At 68.3% G+C, this 15557-nt stretch carries 10 protein-coding genes; 2 read left to right on the forward strand and 8 right to left on the reverse strand.

What is annotated here, in order from left to right:
- The first annotated feature begins 77 nt into the window (after positions 1–77).
- Positions 78–1412 carry a diguanylate cyclase domain-containing protein gene (locus ACOQFS_RS06115; RefSeq protein WP_421562009.1) on the forward strand — a complete coding sequence of 445 codons (1335 nt, stop codon included), beginning with the start codon at positions 78–80 and terminating at the stop codon, positions 1410–1412.
- A gap of 45 nt (positions 1413–1457) precedes the next feature.
- Here ACOQFS_RS06115 and ACOQFS_RS06120 read toward each other — a convergent pair whose 3' ends face one another.
- From ACOQFS_RS06120 to ACOQFS_RS06150, 7 genes are all read right to left on the reverse strand, one after another.
- Positions 1458–2936: an FAD-binding oxidoreductase gene (locus ACOQFS_RS06120; protein ID WP_421562010.1), complete on the reverse strand. Its 1479-nt coding sequence runs from the start codon at positions 2934–2936 to the stop codon at positions 1458–1460.
- Positions 2937–3038: 102 nt separating this feature from the next.
- On the reverse strand, positions 3039–4802 hold the full coding sequence (locus tag ACOQFS_RS06125; protein ID WP_421562011.1) for a diguanylate cyclase domain-containing protein: 1764 nt from the start codon (positions 4800–4802) through the stop codon (positions 3039–3041).
- Between the two features lie 125 nt (positions 4803–4927).
- A complete protein-coding gene (locus tag ACOQFS_RS06130; RefSeq protein ID WP_421562012.1) occupies positions 4928–6805 on the reverse strand; it encodes a diguanylate cyclase domain-containing protein in 1878 nt (625 codons plus the stop codon).
- Positions 6806–6823: 18 nt separating this feature from the next.
- Positions 6824–8308, reverse strand: a complete 1485-nt coding sequence (locus ACOQFS_RS06135) for an oxygenase MpaB family protein (protein ID WP_421562013.1) — start codon at positions 8306–8308, stop codon at positions 6824–6826.
- The gene (locus tag ACOQFS_RS06140) at positions 8305–9126 is read right to left on the reverse strand and encodes a carotenoid biosynthesis protein (RefSeq protein WP_421562014.1); all 822 of its coding nucleotides are present in this window, start codon (positions 9124–9126) and stop codon (positions 8305–8307) included. Before ACOQFS_RS06140 ends, ACOQFS_RS06135 begins: the two co-directional genes overlap by 4 nt.
- A gap of 180 nt (positions 9127–9306) precedes the next feature.
- Complete coding sequence (locus ACOQFS_RS06145; protein WP_421562015.1) at positions 9307–10128, reverse strand: alpha/beta hydrolase; 822 nt, start codon at positions 10126–10128, stop codon at positions 9307–9309.
- A 140-nt stretch (positions 10129–10268) separates the two neighbouring features.
- Entirely contained in the window at positions 10269–11096 is an 828-nt protein-coding gene (locus ACOQFS_RS06150) for a peptidase (RefSeq protein ID WP_421562016.1), read from the reverse strand.
- 294 nt (positions 11097–11390) lie between these two features.
- Between ACOQFS_RS06150 and ACOQFS_RS06155 the strand changes: the two genes are divergently transcribed.
- A complete protein-coding gene (locus ACOQFS_RS06155; RefSeq protein WP_421562017.1) occupies positions 11391–12701 on the forward strand; it encodes a lipase family protein in 1311 nt (436 codons plus the stop codon).
- 86 nt (positions 12702–12787) lie between these two features.
- Here the strand turns inward: ACOQFS_RS06155 and mutS are convergent, their stop codons facing one another.
- The gene (gene mutS, locus ACOQFS_RS06160; RefSeq protein WP_421562018.1) at positions 12788–15412 is read right to left on the reverse strand and encodes a DNA mismatch repair protein MutS; all 2625 of its coding nucleotides are present in this window, start codon (positions 15410–15412) and stop codon (positions 12788–12790) included.
- Positions 15413–15557: the final 145 nt, after the last annotated feature.

Here is a 15557-nt window from a genome sequence, read left to right on the forward strand (position 1 = left end):
GCAGTGTTTCGCAGGTGCCCCTCCAACCCGCTGGCCGCTTCCCTGTTGATGACCGACCCCCAAGGGGCATTCGCCGCATGACGCCAGACCCGCCGGAGTTGTCGCCTTCCACCCTGCTCGCCCCGCGCAGGGCTGCTTGGTCCAAGGACGAGCTGCTGGACCTGATCACCCGCAGTGCCGGCGCCACCATGGCCGTGCTGGACCGGGATCTGGTCATGATCTACGCGAACGAGGAGTATGCGCGGTGGTTTGGCACGGTGCCGGACCAGCTGGTGGGCAAGACCCTGGTGCAGGTGTATGGAGCGCAGGAGGTCGAGCGGTTCACGCCCTTTGTAGAGCGCGTGCTGAACGGCGAGCGCGTGCAGTACCAGCGCATGCTGCGCACGCCGTATGGCACGGACGAGTGGCGCACCATCTGCCTCACCCCCTGGCACAACGCGCGTGGCGAGATCGACGGCTTCATCACCACGGCGCTCGACGTGCACGAGCTGCAGGTCACCATGAATGCGTTGCGCGCGGCCAACCAGCGCCTGTCGTCGCACATGGAAAACAGCCCGCTCGCCGTGATCGAGATGGACCACAACCTGCAGCTGCTGCATTGCTCGCAGCGGGCCGTGCAGCTGATGGGTTGGCTGCATGTGGCCGGCCTGGAAGGACGGCTTCTGACCGAGCTGCTCGCGCTCGCACCCGGCGATGACAGCCTGCGCCAGGCGCTCAGGCGGCTGCAGTCGGGCGAAGAATCGCAAAACAGGGCCGAGACCTGCCTGGTGCGCGATGACGGCACCGAGGTGCACTGCGAATGGTTCAACTCGGCGCTGACCAATGCCGATGGCCACGTCACGTCGATCATGGCGCTGGTGCAGGACGTTTCAGCCAAGATCCAGATCGCGCGCCAGCAACATTACCTGGCCAACCACGACTCGCTCACGGGACTGCTGAACCGTGCGGCCTTCCAGAACCGGCTGGAGAAGTCGCTGCACCAGGCGCAGCACACCGCCGGGGCGGTGGCACTGCTGTTCATTGATCTCGACGGCTTCAAGAGCGTCAACGACACCGAGGGCCACCGGGCCGGGGACGAAGTGCTGCGCATCGTTGCGCAGCGCATTGCCAGCACGGTGCGCGCCGGCGACACGCTGGCGCGGCTGGGCGGGGACGAGTTTCTCGTCATGCTCGATCGAGAGGTCTCGCGTGAGGTGACGGACCACATCGCCCATCGCATCATCGACGCGCTGCACCAGACCATGACGGTGGACGGGCGCGACCTGCACATCGGCGCCAGCATCGGCATCGCGCTGAACCCGCCCCTGCAGATCGACATGGACGACCTCATGAGCCGCGCCGACCAGGCCATGTATGCGGCCAAGCGCGCCGGCAAGGGTCGCCTGCACTACGCGCAGCTGGCCTGCAGCTGAAGCCGCAGGCCGCGGCGCGCCGCCGACGTCTCGGCGGCTGCGGGCTCAGGGCAGCGAGACGCTCTGCTGGAAGTGGAAGAAGTTGGTCGGGTCGTAGCGCGCCTTGACCTCCTGCAGCCCGGGGTAGGCAGGCCCCCAGTAGGCGTTGGCGAAGTCCTTGAGGCTGGCGTCGGGGTAGTTCTGGTACACATGCCCGTTCATGAACCCGCCAAACTGCGCCATGAACTGCGCCAGCCACGCCTCCATCTGCGTGCGCTCCTCAGCGCTGGTCCAGAACACGTCCACCACCAGGTCGGCGTCCACGTTGCGGTGCACGAATGCGCTGCCCAGCACCGGGTAGCGGTTGATGGCGCCGCCGTAGGGCTCCAGGTAGGCCAGCGAATACGCGTTGGGCGATGTCTTGAAGAAGCTGATGATGCGCTGCCAGTCGGCCGGGGTGAGCGGGGCGCTGATGTAGCCGCTGGCCTTGGTCTCTGCCGCGTTGTCGGGCAGGTTGTCGGGCAGCGTGTAGGGGTGGTCTTCCAGCCAGGTGTTCATCTCCGGGTAGGTGCCGGTCTTGTCCACCAGCAGCTGCGCGCTGGGAATGGCGAGCAGCGGCGCGATCGCCTGCAGCCCCGCCTCGCGCGGGCCGCAGAACATGCCCTGCACCATGTAGACCGGCACGCCGTTCTGGAACCCCAGGTTCATCATGTAGCCCAGTGCGTCGGGGGCGCCGGTCTTCATGAAACTCTTTTGCATCAGCGTGAGCACTTCGGCGGCATGGGCCTCGTCCCAGCTGATGGACCACGCCCACACCTGGTCGAGCGCAAACATGCGGTAGGTCACCTGCAGCAGCACGCCGAAGTTGCCGCCGGTGCCGCCGCGCATGGCCCAGTACAGGTCGGCGTGCTCCTGGGCGCTGGCCGTCACGATGCTGCCATCGGCCAGCGCCACGCGAAACGATTCCACCAGGTCGCTCTGGATGCCGAAGGCGCGCGAGGTGTAGCCATAGCCTCCGCCCTGCACGAACCCGCCCACCCGTACGCTGCCGCAGGCCCCGGTGGGCACGTGCCAGCCCGTGCTGTTCATGGCGCCGTTGAAGTGGTCGAAGTCCGTGCCCGGCCGCACGTGCACGCGCTGTGTGGAGGGGTCGAGCACCACACCCTGGATGTCGCTCAGGTCCACCACCATGCCGTTGTTGACCGAGTAGCCCGCCGTGCTGTGCCCGCCGGAGCGCAGCGCCACCCACAGGCCAAACCTTCGCGCAACCGCCAGGCATTCCAGCACGTCGCTCTCGCAGGCGCAGTACACGATGAGCTCGGGGTAGGCCTGGAATGCGGGGTTGGATTCCTGCCGCGCCTTGTCATAGTCCGGGCTGGAGGGCAGCACCACGCGGCCGACCAGCCGGCTTTCCAGCTGGGCCACGGCGTCCCAGGGCAGCGCATGGCTGGCGGCGGTGGGGGCGGTGTTCTGCGCGGCGAGCGAGCGGAAGTGCGCGACGCGCGCATCCTTGGCGATACGGGCAGGGCTTTTGCGATGGGCCATGGAAAGCGATCCTTTGTGAAAAACGCGGAGCCCCGTGTGTAACCGAAGCCTGTGCGTTTGACCAGTTCGCAATCGCCCGCAACGGGCGGCGCGCCGCAGCGGTCAGGCCGAGGACAGCGCCAGGTCGCCCGTGTTGCGGCGCACGCAGAACTTGCCACCCTGCTTGCCCGTGTACATGGCAGCATCCGCGAGCTTGAGCAGGCCCACAGCATCGCTGCTGTCGTGGGGTGCGATCGCGTAGCCAATGGTCAGGCCGACTTCGACCTGCACGCTGTTGCCCAGCGAGAACGGCGAGCGGAACGCATCCAGCAGCTTGTTGCCCAGCTCCTGCGCCTGCTGCACGCTGCTCAGTTGTCCGGTCATCACCACGAACTCATCGCCGCCCAGGCGCGCCACCACGTCGCTTTGCCGCACATGGCCCTGCAGCCGGCGCGTCACGGCGATCAGCAGCTCGTCGCCCACATCGTGGCCATACTGGTCATTCACGGGCTTGAAGCCATCGAGGTCCATCACGTACACCGCGAGCAGCTTGTCGGGGCCGCACCGCGAGAGCGCGGACGACAGTGCGATGTTGAGCCCGCGCCGGTTGGGCAGGCCGGTCAGCGGGTCGGTGTGCGCCAGCGAGTGCATCACGTCGCGCTCGCGGTTGGCATCGAGCGCCTCCCGGCGCAGCGCCTTGGTGCGCAGGCCCAGCACGCGCATGAACAGCAGCATGTCCAGCGTGGCACCGAACTGGAAGGAGTGCAGCGTCCAGAAGTTGACCGGCACCCACCCGTTGATGACCCCGATCACCGTGGCGGTGGAGACAAAATAGATCAGCCAGGCCAACAACAGGGCCGTGCCCACGCCATCGCCCCGCGCGGCGCGGCGCGCGGCGCCGGGAATGCCCATCAGCGCCGGCACCAGGCCCAGAACACTCACGATGGCAGCGATGGCGCGGGTGGAGATGGCATCCACTGCATAGGCCACCGCAAGCACGGCGCACAGCACGGCGCCCGCGCGCATGGCCCGCAGGAACCGGCTGCCGGGGCGGTCTCCCGCCAGCGCCTGGCTGATGAACAAGAACGAACCCCCGGTGGCCAGCAGCGCCGCCAGCGCCGCGACGTGCACCTCGTACCACAGGCTGTGGCTCCATAGGTATTGCCGGCCCACGCCGAACAGGTGCAGCGAGAACAGCAGGCTGCCCGAGGTGAGCAGCGCGTACTGGATGAACAGAGGCTCGCGCAGGCTGATCCACTGTGCCACGCTGTAGACCAGCAGGCACAGTGCCAGGCCGGTGAGCACGCCCTGCAGCATCTGCTCGTTGACGGCCTTGCTGAGCATGGCTGCGGGGGTGTGGAAGGCGATCGGCAGAATCATTGCGCCGCGGGTCTCGATGCGCACGAGCAGCTCGTACTCCAGCCCGGGCAGCAACTGCAGCGGCGCGGCATGCGAGCGGCTTTGCAGCGGGCGCTCGGAATAGGGCTGCAGGCTGCCCAGGGTGGCGCGCTGCGCCACGCTGCCGCCGGTGGTCAGGTAGACGTCGATGTGGTTCAGGTCCGCATGGTTGAAGTCCAGGATCCATTCGCCCCGGGACGCCGTCGGCACGGAAAACGGGATGCGCAGCCAGACCGCATCCGAGCGCATGCCCAGCGTGGCGCCCACGGTGGGTGGCAGCGCAAACTGGTGGCGCCGCGCCATCACGTCCTCCACCGCCAGTTCACGGCTCGGGTCCACCAGCAGGGTCGCGGCAGGCCAGGCGTCGATGGAGCCCCTGTCATCGTTCAGCACCAGCGGGGCGGCGCCGGCCAACGCCCCGGGGCTGGCGACGAGCGCCCAGAGCAGCATGAGGCAGGTCAGACAGCGCAGCCAGAGCCGGGTTGGCATGGGGGAAAGGGGGGGCGAGAGGGTGGCGGGGGCAGTCCAGTATAGGCTTCGCGCCGCTGCCGCACGTGGGACGGCCTGACGTGGAGCGGCGTCTCGTGAGGGGGCGAGACTCATGGCGGCCGTCTTCATTGGGCCAGGGCCCAGGGGCTGGGGTCGCGGCGAATGCACCGCTTGCCGGCCTGCTTGCCTGCGTACATCGCGGCGTCGGCCCGGCGGATCAGGTCCTGGGGCTCCAGCGCGTCGGCCGGGGCGAGCGCGTAGCCGATGGTCAGGCCCACGCGCAGCCGCAGATGGCTGAGCACGAACGGAGCCTCGAAAGCACGCAGCAGTGCCCGGCCCAGGTTTTCCGCATCCTCGGCGGTGGGCAGGTGGCGGGCCATGATGATGAATTCGTCGCCCCCCAGTCGGGCCACCAGGTCGGTGTCCTGACGCACGTTCGCTTGCAGCCGGTGGGCCACCGCCACCAGCAGGTCATCGCCCACGTCGTGCCCATGCACGTCGTTGACGGGCTTGAACCCGTCCAGATCCATGAGATAGACCGCCACCAGGTTGGCGGGGCCGCAGTCCGACAGGGCCCGGTTCAGCGCACTCTGCAGGCCGCGGCGGTTGCACAGCCCGGTCAGCGGGTCGCTGTGCGCGAGGGAGTGCATGAGGTCGCGCTCCCGCAGGGCCTCCTGCGCCTGCGCGCGCAGGGCGTTGGCGCGCAGGCCCATCACACGCAGGAAGAGCAGCATGTCCACCGTTGCACCGAGCTGGAACGAATGCACGGTCCAGAAGTTGGCGGGCACCCAGCCCTGCACCAGGCACACCATCAGCGCGGCAGCGGCCCCATAAACCACCCACGCCGCCAGCAGCGTGGCACCGATCGGGTCTTTCTGGCGCACCTTGCGCAGGGCGGCCGGCAGGCTGAGCAGCGAAGGGAGCATTCCCACCACGCTCATGTAGGCGATGGCGGCAGGCGCACTGACCACGCCGACCACAACGCCTGCACACACCGCAGCGGTGGCGAACGCACCCGCCCGCATGGCCCGCGCGTACCGGCTGTGGCGGCTTGGGGCCAGGGCCTCGCGCAGGAACAGAAACGAACCCACGAGCGCCAGCAGGCCGGCCACCAGGCCGCCGCGCCGGGCCATCCACGTGTTGCCGGGCCACAGAAACTGGTCGCCTATGCCAAAGAACTGGATGGAAAACCCCGCGCTGCCCAGAACCACCAGCGCGTAATAGGCAAACAGGCGGTCGCGCTGCGTGGCCCACTGCGTCAGGCTGTACATGAATAGGAAGAACGCCAGCCCGTTGAGCAGGCCCTGCAGCATCTGCTCGCCCAGGGCCTGGTGCATCTGGTCGGGCATTTCTCCGAGGGTGATGGGCAGGATCATCGGCCCGCTGGCCTGCACCCGGATCAGCAGGTCGTAGGGCTGTCCGGGCTCCAGCTGAAACGCCATGGCCGGGGTGCGGCTTGCGATCTGGCGTTGCGCGGGCTGACCGCTTCGCACCTGCTGCAGCACCTTGCCGCCGCTGGCCAGGTAGATGTCGGCCTGCAGCGAGCTGTAGCCCAGGTCCACCATCCAGGGCGTGCGCAGCTTTTCGGGCGCGATGAGTGGAATGTGCAGCCACATCGCGGCCCGGTGCACGCCCAGCGACCCGCCCCGCCGCGTCGGCGCCTCGAACTCGCCGAGCCGGGCCAGCATGTCTTCGGCGGTGCGCTCAAAGGTGGGGTCGGCCTGGAGCGTGATGGCTTCCCAGGCGTTGACCTGCGCCCCGCCCTGCGTCAGCACCAGCGGCGAGGCTGCGGCCACGGCAGCGGGCAGTGCAAACCACAGGAGCAGCGCGCCCACCCCACGGGCCAGACGGCGTCCCCAACGGCGATGCTGCGCCGTAAGCAGTGGCTGCAGCAGCCACAGCAGCCAACGCAGCCAACGCAGCCACCGCATGGGCCCATGCAGGCGCACGGCCCCTTGCACGTTGAGCAAGGGCCAAAGCGACGGCCGTGAGCGGGAATGCATGGGTGTGGCGGGCTGCGGCTAGGGCGAGGGCTGCACAGCGCCCGGCGGCGTCGCGCGGGCCTTGTCGTCTGCCAGGCCCCGGCTCCAGCTGCCGTGCGTGGTCAGCCGGTCTTCCAGCCGGTTCAGCCAGCGCGGTGCGTGGGGGTCGTCGCTCCAGGTGTGCACCACGTCGTCCACCTGGCTGAGCAGCTCGGTGGGCAGCTGCAGCGGGCGGGTCTGGCTCATCAGCACGCGGCTCATGAAGTGGTAGCCCAGCACGCGGGTGAGTGCCCGCACGATGGAAAAGCGCGGCAGCACCAGCCGCACCACCCGATCGACGGCACGCGCCAGTATCAGCACGCACCAGAACAGCAGGGCAGACAGCCAGGGCACGGGCCGGGTCAGGCCCAGGTCTTCGGCGGTGGCGCGCCCGCACAGGTAGCGGGTCATGAGCTCGGGGAAAGGCTTGACCACCGCCCAGGGCAGGCTGTTTTCCATCGTCAGCATCAGCGCCCGGCCCAGTGCGGGGCGCGGGTCGGGTGTGACCGGCTGGGCGCGGCCGCGCGCCTGCATGCGCGCCAGCAGCCGCTCGCCAGCGTCCATGGTGTCCACCATCAGCGAATCGTCAATGCCCAGGATGTGGCCCACCACGTTCCAGGCGTGCAGGTAGGCTTCCTCGTCGGCGCGTGGCAGCCCGATACCCAGACGCCGCATGCTGCGCAGGAACACATAGCCGAAGGTGAGCAGCGTGTAGGCCAGCTCTTCCTGGTTGCAGGGCAGGCCCTGGTCGTTCACGTTCCAGCCGCGTGCAAACAGCGTATGGAACATCGCGGGGCGCCCGCCCACGGCCAGCGGAGGTTGCGGGGCGATGCGAGCCTCGCCGCCCGCCTGCACTTGCCGGGCCGCGTCTTGCGGGCTGCCGTGCAGGATGAGGTTGCGGATGGTCGCGTGGATCAGGCGGACCTTGAGCACCTGCGCCACGCCGGCGCCGCGCTGCGACAGGCCGCCGTGCATCATCACCGGGAAGATCATGGCGGCCGTGGAGCGGATGCGGTACTCGGCGTTCTGCTCGAGCTGGCCCGAGGTGTGCAGCACGCTGGAGAGATCGGGCACCACATAGCACTCCGGCAGGCTGGCGCAGAACAGCAGGATGCACGAGAGCGCGCCGTGCTCCATGAAGATCTTTTCGGCCCGCTCGATCTTGCGCGCGTCGGCCCATGGGCGCAGCACCTGGGCGGTCTGCACATAGTGGTTCAGTGCCTGGGCCATGGCGGCATCCACGCCCGCGCCCTGGGCCGTCCAGCCGTTGAGCGCTGCGTTGTCCGTCCACTGCGCAAACAGCTGGTTCACCGTGTCGATGCGGTCCCACTGCGGCGCATCAAGCCCCACGTCGGCCGCAGGCCAATCGCCCAGGATGTCCGCCATGGTCTGGTCCGCCAGCGGGTCGGCCTGGTGCTGCATGGCCGCCAGCGCAGCGTCCGTCACGCTCTGGCGGGCGGGGGTGGCCGTGCCGTGCGCGGTCATGCGGCGGCCCTGGCTGGCGCGGTCCAGCGCTGGTAGCCCGCCAGCGCACACAGCAGCGGAATGCCCATCGCAAAGGGCGCAATGGAGCGGATCTCCACCGGGTTGCCCAGGATCATCTGGAAGATCATGTTGCTGCCATACAGAGCCAGCGGCACCAGCGCGTGGCGGCGCAGAAAGGGGCTGGACGGCTGCAGCGCCAGCTTGCGCACCGACAGGCGAAAGCCCATGATGATCACGAACGAAACGAACATCCAGCCCACGAAGCCCTGCACGGTTTCCCCGAACCAGGCGCCATCGGTCTTGGTCATGATCCAGGCCTTGAGGGTGTAGACCAGGTAGGGGTCGGCGCCCAGGTCGAACGCCGTGACGATCATCGCCGCCAGAAATGACAGCACGGCGGCATGGCCCAGGCCCTGCGCCCCGTCCACGGGGCTTTGCCAGACGATCAGGTTGGCGATCACGTAGCACGAATAGGTCAGCGAGAACCACATCAGCGGAATCACGATGGGCACGTCGCCCAGGCGCGGGCCCAGCACGTCGGTGTAGGTGTATTCGCCAAAGAACCAGCCGTGGGACGAGCCCATCTGTTCGGCAAACCAGCCAAAACACACGGCAATCGCCATGAACTGCAGCGTGGGCCTTGCGCCCAGCAAGTGGGTGGCACTGGCCCAGCAGCAGGCGAACATCACCACCGACGCCACCACCAGCGCCAAGGTGGTGTCGTTGTGGGTGCGAAACGCAATGAGGATCAGGTAAGCGGCCAGCAGCACATAGCTCAGCACAGGCAGGCGCGAGGCCCAACGGGACGGAATGGACATGGCGGGTGTATCACGCTGTAACAACCCGCCAGTGTAGGGGATTGCTCCCCGCAGGGCGAACACTGTTTGCGCATGGCTGCACGCGAATTGACCGCACTTTTCCGGCGATCAGCACCGGTTGTTGCGTGTTAGCAGCGTTTGTCGGCCCAGCGCGCACGTGCCCATGGCCGACGCGGCACCTCAGCCTTGGGGTGGGTGGATGGCCGCCAGGTTCAGCAGCGCCGCCTCGATGGCCGCTGCGGTGGCCAGGGGCTGTTCCATGGGGAACAGGTGGCTGCCGTCCAGCATGGTGATGCGGCCCTGGGTGATGCGCATGGTCATGGCCATGCCCACCTGCCGCATCTCGTCCGATCCGCGCCCGCCGATGAAGGCTGCGGGGCACTGCAGGGGGTGGGCCGCGAGCAGGCGCGCCAGGTTGTGGGGCAGCGTGTTGTAGATGGCGGTCTCCACCGCCCGGTCAAACCCCAGCACGCGCTTGCCCTCGTGGTCCTGCAGGCCGTGGGTGATGTAGTCCTGCAGCACCTGCGCGTCCCAGCGCGCAAAGGCCTTCTTCTTGCGGAAGTGTTCCAGCGCCTCCTCGTTGCTGGCCCAGCTGAAGCGGCGCTGGCGGCTGACACGGCCCGGTGAAATGGAGCCCACGACCTGGGCGCGTTTGGCCACGCCGACCACATTGGCCTTCCAGCCGCCGATCAGGGGGGAGTCGATCAGCAGCACGCCGCGCACCAGATGGGGATGGCGGGCGGCCGCCATGACGCTCAGAAAGCCGCCCAGCGAGTGGCCCACCAGGAACACCCGCTCGCCCAGGCGCTCGACCTGTTCGGTGGCGTAGTCGGCCAGATGCTGCACCAGATGGGGCCAGTTGCTGGTGACGGGGTAGCGGGGGTCGTGGCCGTAGCGCTCCACGGCATGGACCGCAATGCCCCGGGCCTGCAGGTGCCCGAAGAGAACGCGGTAGGTGCTGGCAGGAAAGCTGTTGGCGTGCGAGAAAACAATCGGGAGCATGGAGGAGGGCGCAGGAAAAGCGTGGGCAGAGGCAGAAGGGTCGGCCGCCGTGCGCCGCGCCTGCTGCCCCATCGCTCCGAAGCAGTGAATGAATCCGGCGCGGGCGGGCGGGCGGGCGGACGGGGCCCGTTCGCGCTGTCTCAGATGAGCCGGTCCGTCTGGTTGGTGATCTTCTTGAGCGGCTTGCTGCGCGCGGGGTTCACCATGATGGGCACATCGGTCGAGCCGCCGGCCCAGGCCGGGTCTTCGATGCTGTCGAACACCTGGCGCAGCTTCAGCCCCCAGTTGTCGTGCAGCATGCGGAAGTAGGGGTTGTGCTCGTCGATGCAGACGATCTTGTCGGTGGCGAAACGGTCGGCCTCGTAGACCACCAGGTCCAGCGGCAGGCCCACCGACAGGTTGGATTTGAGCGTGCTGTCCATGGACACCAGCGCGCACTTGGCAGCCTCGTCCAGCGGGGTTTCGGGGGTGAGCACGCGGTCGAGCACGGGCTTGCCGTATTTCGACTCGCCCACCTGGAAGTACGGCGTCTCGGTGGTGGCCTCGATGAAGTTGCCGGCCGAGTACACCTGGAACAGGCGCATGCCCTCGCCCTTGATCTGCCCGCCGAACACCATGGACACGTTGAAGTCCACCCCTGAGCGCTTGAGCGCCGCACCATCGCGTTCGTGCACATGGCGCACCGCCGCACCCAGCACGCGGGCCGCGTCGAACATGCTCCTGGCGTTCCAGATCGTGATGACCTCGCCGCTTTCGGAGTCCTTGATCTGCTCGGTCTGAAGGATCTCGCGCACCGACTGCGAAATCGACAGGTTGCCTGCGGACAGCAGCACCATGAAGCGGTCGCCGGTCCGCTCGTACACCATCATCTTGCGGAACGAACTGATCTGGTCCAGACCGGCATTGGTGCGGGAGTCGGACAGAAAAACCAGCCCGGCGTTGAGTTTGATGGCGACGCAATACGTCATGGGAAAAGTGGGATCACTGAAACGAGAGAACCCGCGAGTTTAGTGCGATGTGCTGCCAAGCACTGCGGGCGGGGGGCTGCAACGCGCGGCACCGTGGCAGACCATCAATGAAAAATTGATAGCAATAAATCGTTTGTAGATAAGCGTTAGGCAGGTATTTTGATGAATATTTTGCGGGGTGAATGTATCCACGGGCCGCTCCCGGCACCCGGTGCGAGGGGCTTTGCCGTGCCCGTCGGCGCCGTCGGCACGGCAGACCTATCATCCGCCGGTTCATCTCAAAGGGAATCTGCTGTGTCGACTCGTACGTTTGCTCTGTGGCGCCGCCGCCCGCGGTCGGTGGGCCTGCTCGGACGCCCCGCTTGCGCCGACCGCAACGCGCCGGGTGTGTCAGGTGCCGCGCGCGATGGTGGGTTGGCAAGCGTGTTGCGGGCGCACGTGCCCCGCGTTCTGGCGGGTCTGTGTGCAGCGGCGCTGGCGGCCTGTGGCGGGGGTGGCGACAGCCCCGCACCACCGGCCGAGCCGGTGCCGGCACCGTTGCGGTCGGGCCAGCTGGAGTCCTCAGCCCTGCTGCGCAGCATCCCGGTGGCAGACATATCCGCCGCCGTGGCGGGCAAGGAATCGCTGGCCGAGGGTGTGGTGCCGCGCTACAGCGTGGCCGCCTACCGCATCGAATACATCACCCAGGACGCCGACGGCAAGGAGGTGCGTGCGTCGGGACTGGTCAGCGTGCCGCAGAAACCCCCGGGCGCCGCAAGCCCGGTGCTCAGTTACCAGCACGGCACCATCTTTCGCGACGCCGAGGCGCCCAGCAACAACGCGGTGGCGTCCGAGGTGGCCGTGGTGCTCGCATCGCAGGGCTATATCGTGCTCGCGCCCGATTACGTGGGGTTTGGCGCATCCCGCAACACCCCCCATCCCTACCTGCTGTCGCGCCCGTCGGCGGCGGCCACCGCAGATTTCCTGACAGCGGCGCGCACCTGGCGGGCCCAGGCGCAGGTGGCCGACAACGGCCAGCTCTTTCTGACGGGGTATTCGGAAGGTGGGTACGTGACCATGGCCGCGCACCGCGCTTTGCAGGAGAGCGGCTCGCCCCACCTGCAGCAACTGCGCATGGCGGTGGTCGGGGCGGGGCCCTACAACGTGCAGGCCACCATGGACGGACTCGTGGACCTGGTACGCCAGGAACAGCCTGCCCTGGGCGCGCTGCTCAACCCGGGGCTGCTTCGGTATTTGGGCGGCAGCGTGCAGCGCGAGGTGCGCAGGCTGCTGCTGCGCGCCCTGATACCGGGCGACGCCGATGTGGCCTACGACACCCGCTTCATCGACCGCTTCCTGGCCGATGACGTGCGCTACCTCTCCGACCACAGCAATGTGTACGACTGGAGCCCCGGCGTGCCCGTGCGGCTCTACCACGGGCGCGACGACCGCACCGTGCCCTATTCCAGCGCTGTGAGCACCGTGCGCGCCATGCACCAGCGTGGCGCGGGCGATCGCGTCAGCCTGACGGACTGCAGTGCGCAGCCCGCCGGACACATGCAGTGCGTGCCGCCCTTCATCCTCTTCATGCTCGGGCAGTTCGGTCAGGTGGCGCGGGATCTGTGAGCGTGCAGGCGGCCCTGCCCTGGCCCCGGCGGCTGCCGCCCCCTGGCGCCTGGCGCGCCGCCGGGGCTGCAAAGCCCCGACGCCCGTCAGCCCTCTGACACCATCTTCTTGAGCTGGTACAGCGCATCCAGCGCTTCGCGCGGGCTGAGCTGGTCGGGGTGGATGGCGGACAGGGCGGCTTCGAGCGGGCTGGCGCCTGCGCCCTCTGGCGCCGGGGGCGCTGCAAACAGGTCCACCTGCAGGTCGTCCTCGCCAGCGCGCTCTTCCAGGGCGGCGAGCGCGTGGCGCGCGTGGTGCAGCACGGGCGAGGGCATGCCCGCCAGCTTGGCCACCTGGATGCCATAGCTGCGGCTGGCCGGGCCGGGCTGGATTTCGTGCAAGAAGACGATGTCGGTGCCGCTCTCGGCGGCGCTCACGTGCATGTTGATGGCGTGCCGCGCCCGGGCGGGCAGCTCGGTCAGCTCGAAGTAGTGGGTGGCGAACAGCACGAAGGCGCGGGTCTTGTCGTGCAGGTGCGTGGCGATGCCGCTGGCCAGCGCCAGGCCGTCGAACGTGCTGGTGCCCCGGCCGATCTCGTCCATCAGCACCAGGCTGTGCGGCGTGGCGGCGTGCAGTATTTGCGCGGCCTCGGTCATCTCCAGCATGAAGGTCGACTGCGCGTTGGCCAGGTCGTCGGCTGCGCCGATGCGCGTGTGGACGGCGTCGATGGGCCCCAGGCGGCAGCTGGCGGCGGGCACGTGGCTGCCCATGCTGGCCAGCAGCACGATCAGCGCCACCTGGCGCATGTAGGTCGACTTACCGCCCATGTTGGGGCCGGTGATGACCTGCATGCGCGTGTTGGCGTTCAGCCGCGTGTGGTTGGCGATGAAGCTGCCACTCGATGTCTCGGCCAGCCGCGCCTCCACCACCGGGTGGCGGCCGCCTTCGATCTCGATGCAGGGCTCGGGCACAAACTGCGGTGCGCACCAGTTCAGGGTGAGCGAGCGCTCGGCCAGCGTGCACAGCACGTCGAGCGTGGCGAGCGCCTGGGCCAGGCGCGTGAGTTGCGGCACGTGGGGCTGCAGCTGGTCGAGGATCTGCTCGTACAGCCACTTCTCGCGCGCCAGGGCGCGCTCGCTGGCCGACAGGGCCTTGTCCTCGAAGGCCTTGAGCTCGGGCGTGATGAAGCGCTCGGCGTTCTTCAGCGTCTGGCGGCGGCGGTAGTCGTCGGGCACCTTGGTGGCGTGGCTGCTCGTCACCTCGATGTAGAAGCCATGCACCTTGTTGAACTGCACGCGCAGGTTGGGAATGCCGGTGCGCGCCTTCTCGCGGGTTTCCAGCTCCAGCAGGAAGTCGTCGCAGTTCGTCTGGATGGCGCGCAGCTCGTCCAGCTCGGTGTCGAAGCCATTGGCGATCACGCCGCCGTCGCGCACCAGGGCGGCGGGCTCTTCGGCAATGGCGGCGCACAGCAGGGCGGTGCAGCCCTCGGGCGGGTGCAGGTTGGTAAAAATTTCAGCCAAAAACGGCTCTGGCGCTTGCGCAGAAAGCGCTAATAGCTCTGATTTTTGTAGCGTCTTGCACAGCGCCACCAGCTCGCGCGGGCGCACCTGGCGCAGCGCGATGCGCGCCGTGATGCGTTCCACATCGCTCACGCCCTTGAGTTCGCCGCGCAGCGTGGCCCAGGGGCCGCTGCCGCCGCCCGCACCCCCCGCGCCCCGCAAGGCGGTGGTGGCCGACAGGCGCTGGCGCGCCTCGGTGCGGTCGCGGCGCGGCTCCAGCAGCCAGGTCTTGAGCAGGCGGCTGCCCATGCCGGTCATGCAGGTGTCGAGCAGCGAGAACAGGGTGGGCGCATCGTCGCCGCGCAGGGTCTTGACGAGTTCGAGGTTGCGGCGCGTGGTGGCGGGCAGGTCGATCAGGTCGTCGCCGCGCTGCACCTGCACGCTGTGCACGTGCGTGAGCGTGCGGCCCTGCGTGTGTTCGGCATACGCCAGCAGCCCGGCGGCGGCGGCGTGCGCCTCGCCCAGGTCCTGCGCGCCCCAGGCCTGCAGGCTGGCCGCGCCCAGGTTTTCGAGCAGCTTGCGCTCGCCCAGGGCGCTGTCGAACTGCCAGTCGGGCCTGGGGCTCATCGGGCAGTGGAAGGCGCCGCCCTGGCGCAGCACCTGCAGCTGCTGCTCGAAGCGGTCGGTCACACCGGCGCTGTAGATCAGCTCGCTGGGCGCCACGCGGGCCAGCCAGCCGCCGAGTTCGTCATGGGCGCATTCGGCCAGAAACACGCGGCCCTGCGTCACGCTCAGCCAGGCCAGGCCGCAGCGCGCGCGCGGCGCCTGGTGCACCGCCATCAAAAGCGATTCGGATTTGTCGGACAGCAGTTCGGTGTCGGTCAGCGTGCCGGGCGTGACCACGCGCACCACCTTGCGCTCCACGGGCCCCTTGGTGGCGCCCACCTCGCCCACCTGCTCGGCAATGGCCACCGACTCGCCCATCTTGATCAGGCGTGCGAGGTAGTTCTCGAGCGCATGGAAGGGCACGCCCGCCATCACCACCGGCTGCCCGCCCGACTGGCCCCGCTGCGTGAGCGTGATGTCCAGCAGGCGCGCGGCCTTCTCGGCGTCCTTCCAGAAGACCTCGTAGAAGTCGCCCATGCGGTAGAAGAGCAGCGTCTCGGGGTGCCCCGCCTTGAGGGCGAGGTACTGGGCCATCATGGGCGTGTGATGCTCAAACGTGTCGGACATGCAGGGCGCTTCTCAAAAATGAGGCGAGGACTTTAGCAGTTCGGTCATCGGGTTTCCCCTGGGTCCATGCGGCCCTGGTTACACGGCTTTGTTACGTTTGGACATATTCTTGGCTGTATGCTGGCAGCTGGTGCCAATGGCAGGC

Source organism: Paracidovorax sp. MALMAid1276 (assembly GCF_049198005.1).
GTDB lineage: Bacteria > Pseudomonadota > Gammaproteobacteria > Burkholderiales > Burkholderiaceae_C > Acidovorax.

What these genes read in the sequence shown, in the direction of transcription:
- ACOQFS_RS06115 (WP_421562009.1), top strand. Translation starts at nt 78, where the DNA reads ATGACGCCAGACCCGCCGGAGTTGTCGCCTTCCACCCTGCTCGCCCCG.
- ACOQFS_RS06120 (WP_421562010.1), bottom strand. Translation starts at nt 2,936, where the DNA reads ATGGCCCATCGCAAAAGCCCTGCCCGTATCGCCAAGGATGCGCGCGTC.
- ACOQFS_RS06125 (WP_421562011.1), bottom strand. Translation starts at nt 4,802, where the DNA reads ATGCCAACCCGGCTCTGGCTGCGCTGTCTGACCTGCCTCATGCTGCTC.
- ACOQFS_RS06130 (WP_421562012.1), bottom strand. Translation starts at nt 6,805, where the DNA reads ATGCATTCCCGCTCACGGCCGTCGCTTTGGCCCTTGCTCAACGTGCAA.
- ACOQFS_RS06135 (WP_421562013.1), bottom strand. Translation starts at nt 8,308, where the DNA reads ATGACCGCGCACGGCACGGCCACCCCCGCCCGCCAGAGCGTGACGGAC.
- ACOQFS_RS06140 (WP_421562014.1), bottom strand. Translation starts at nt 9,126, where the DNA reads ATGTCCATTCCGTCCCGTTGGGCCTCGCGCCTGCCTGTGCTGAGCTAT.
- ACOQFS_RS06145 (WP_421562015.1), bottom strand. Translation starts at nt 10,128, where the DNA reads ATGCTCCCGATTGTTTTCTCGCACGCCAACAGCTTTCCTGCCAGCACC.
- ACOQFS_RS06150 (WP_421562016.1), bottom strand. Translation starts at nt 11,096, where the DNA reads ATGACGTATTGCGTCGCCATCAAACTCAACGCCGGGCTGGTTTTTCTG.
- mutS (WP_421562018.1), bottom strand. Translation starts at nt 15,412, where the DNA reads ATGTCCGACACGTTTGAGCATCACACGCCCATGATGGCCCAGTACCTC.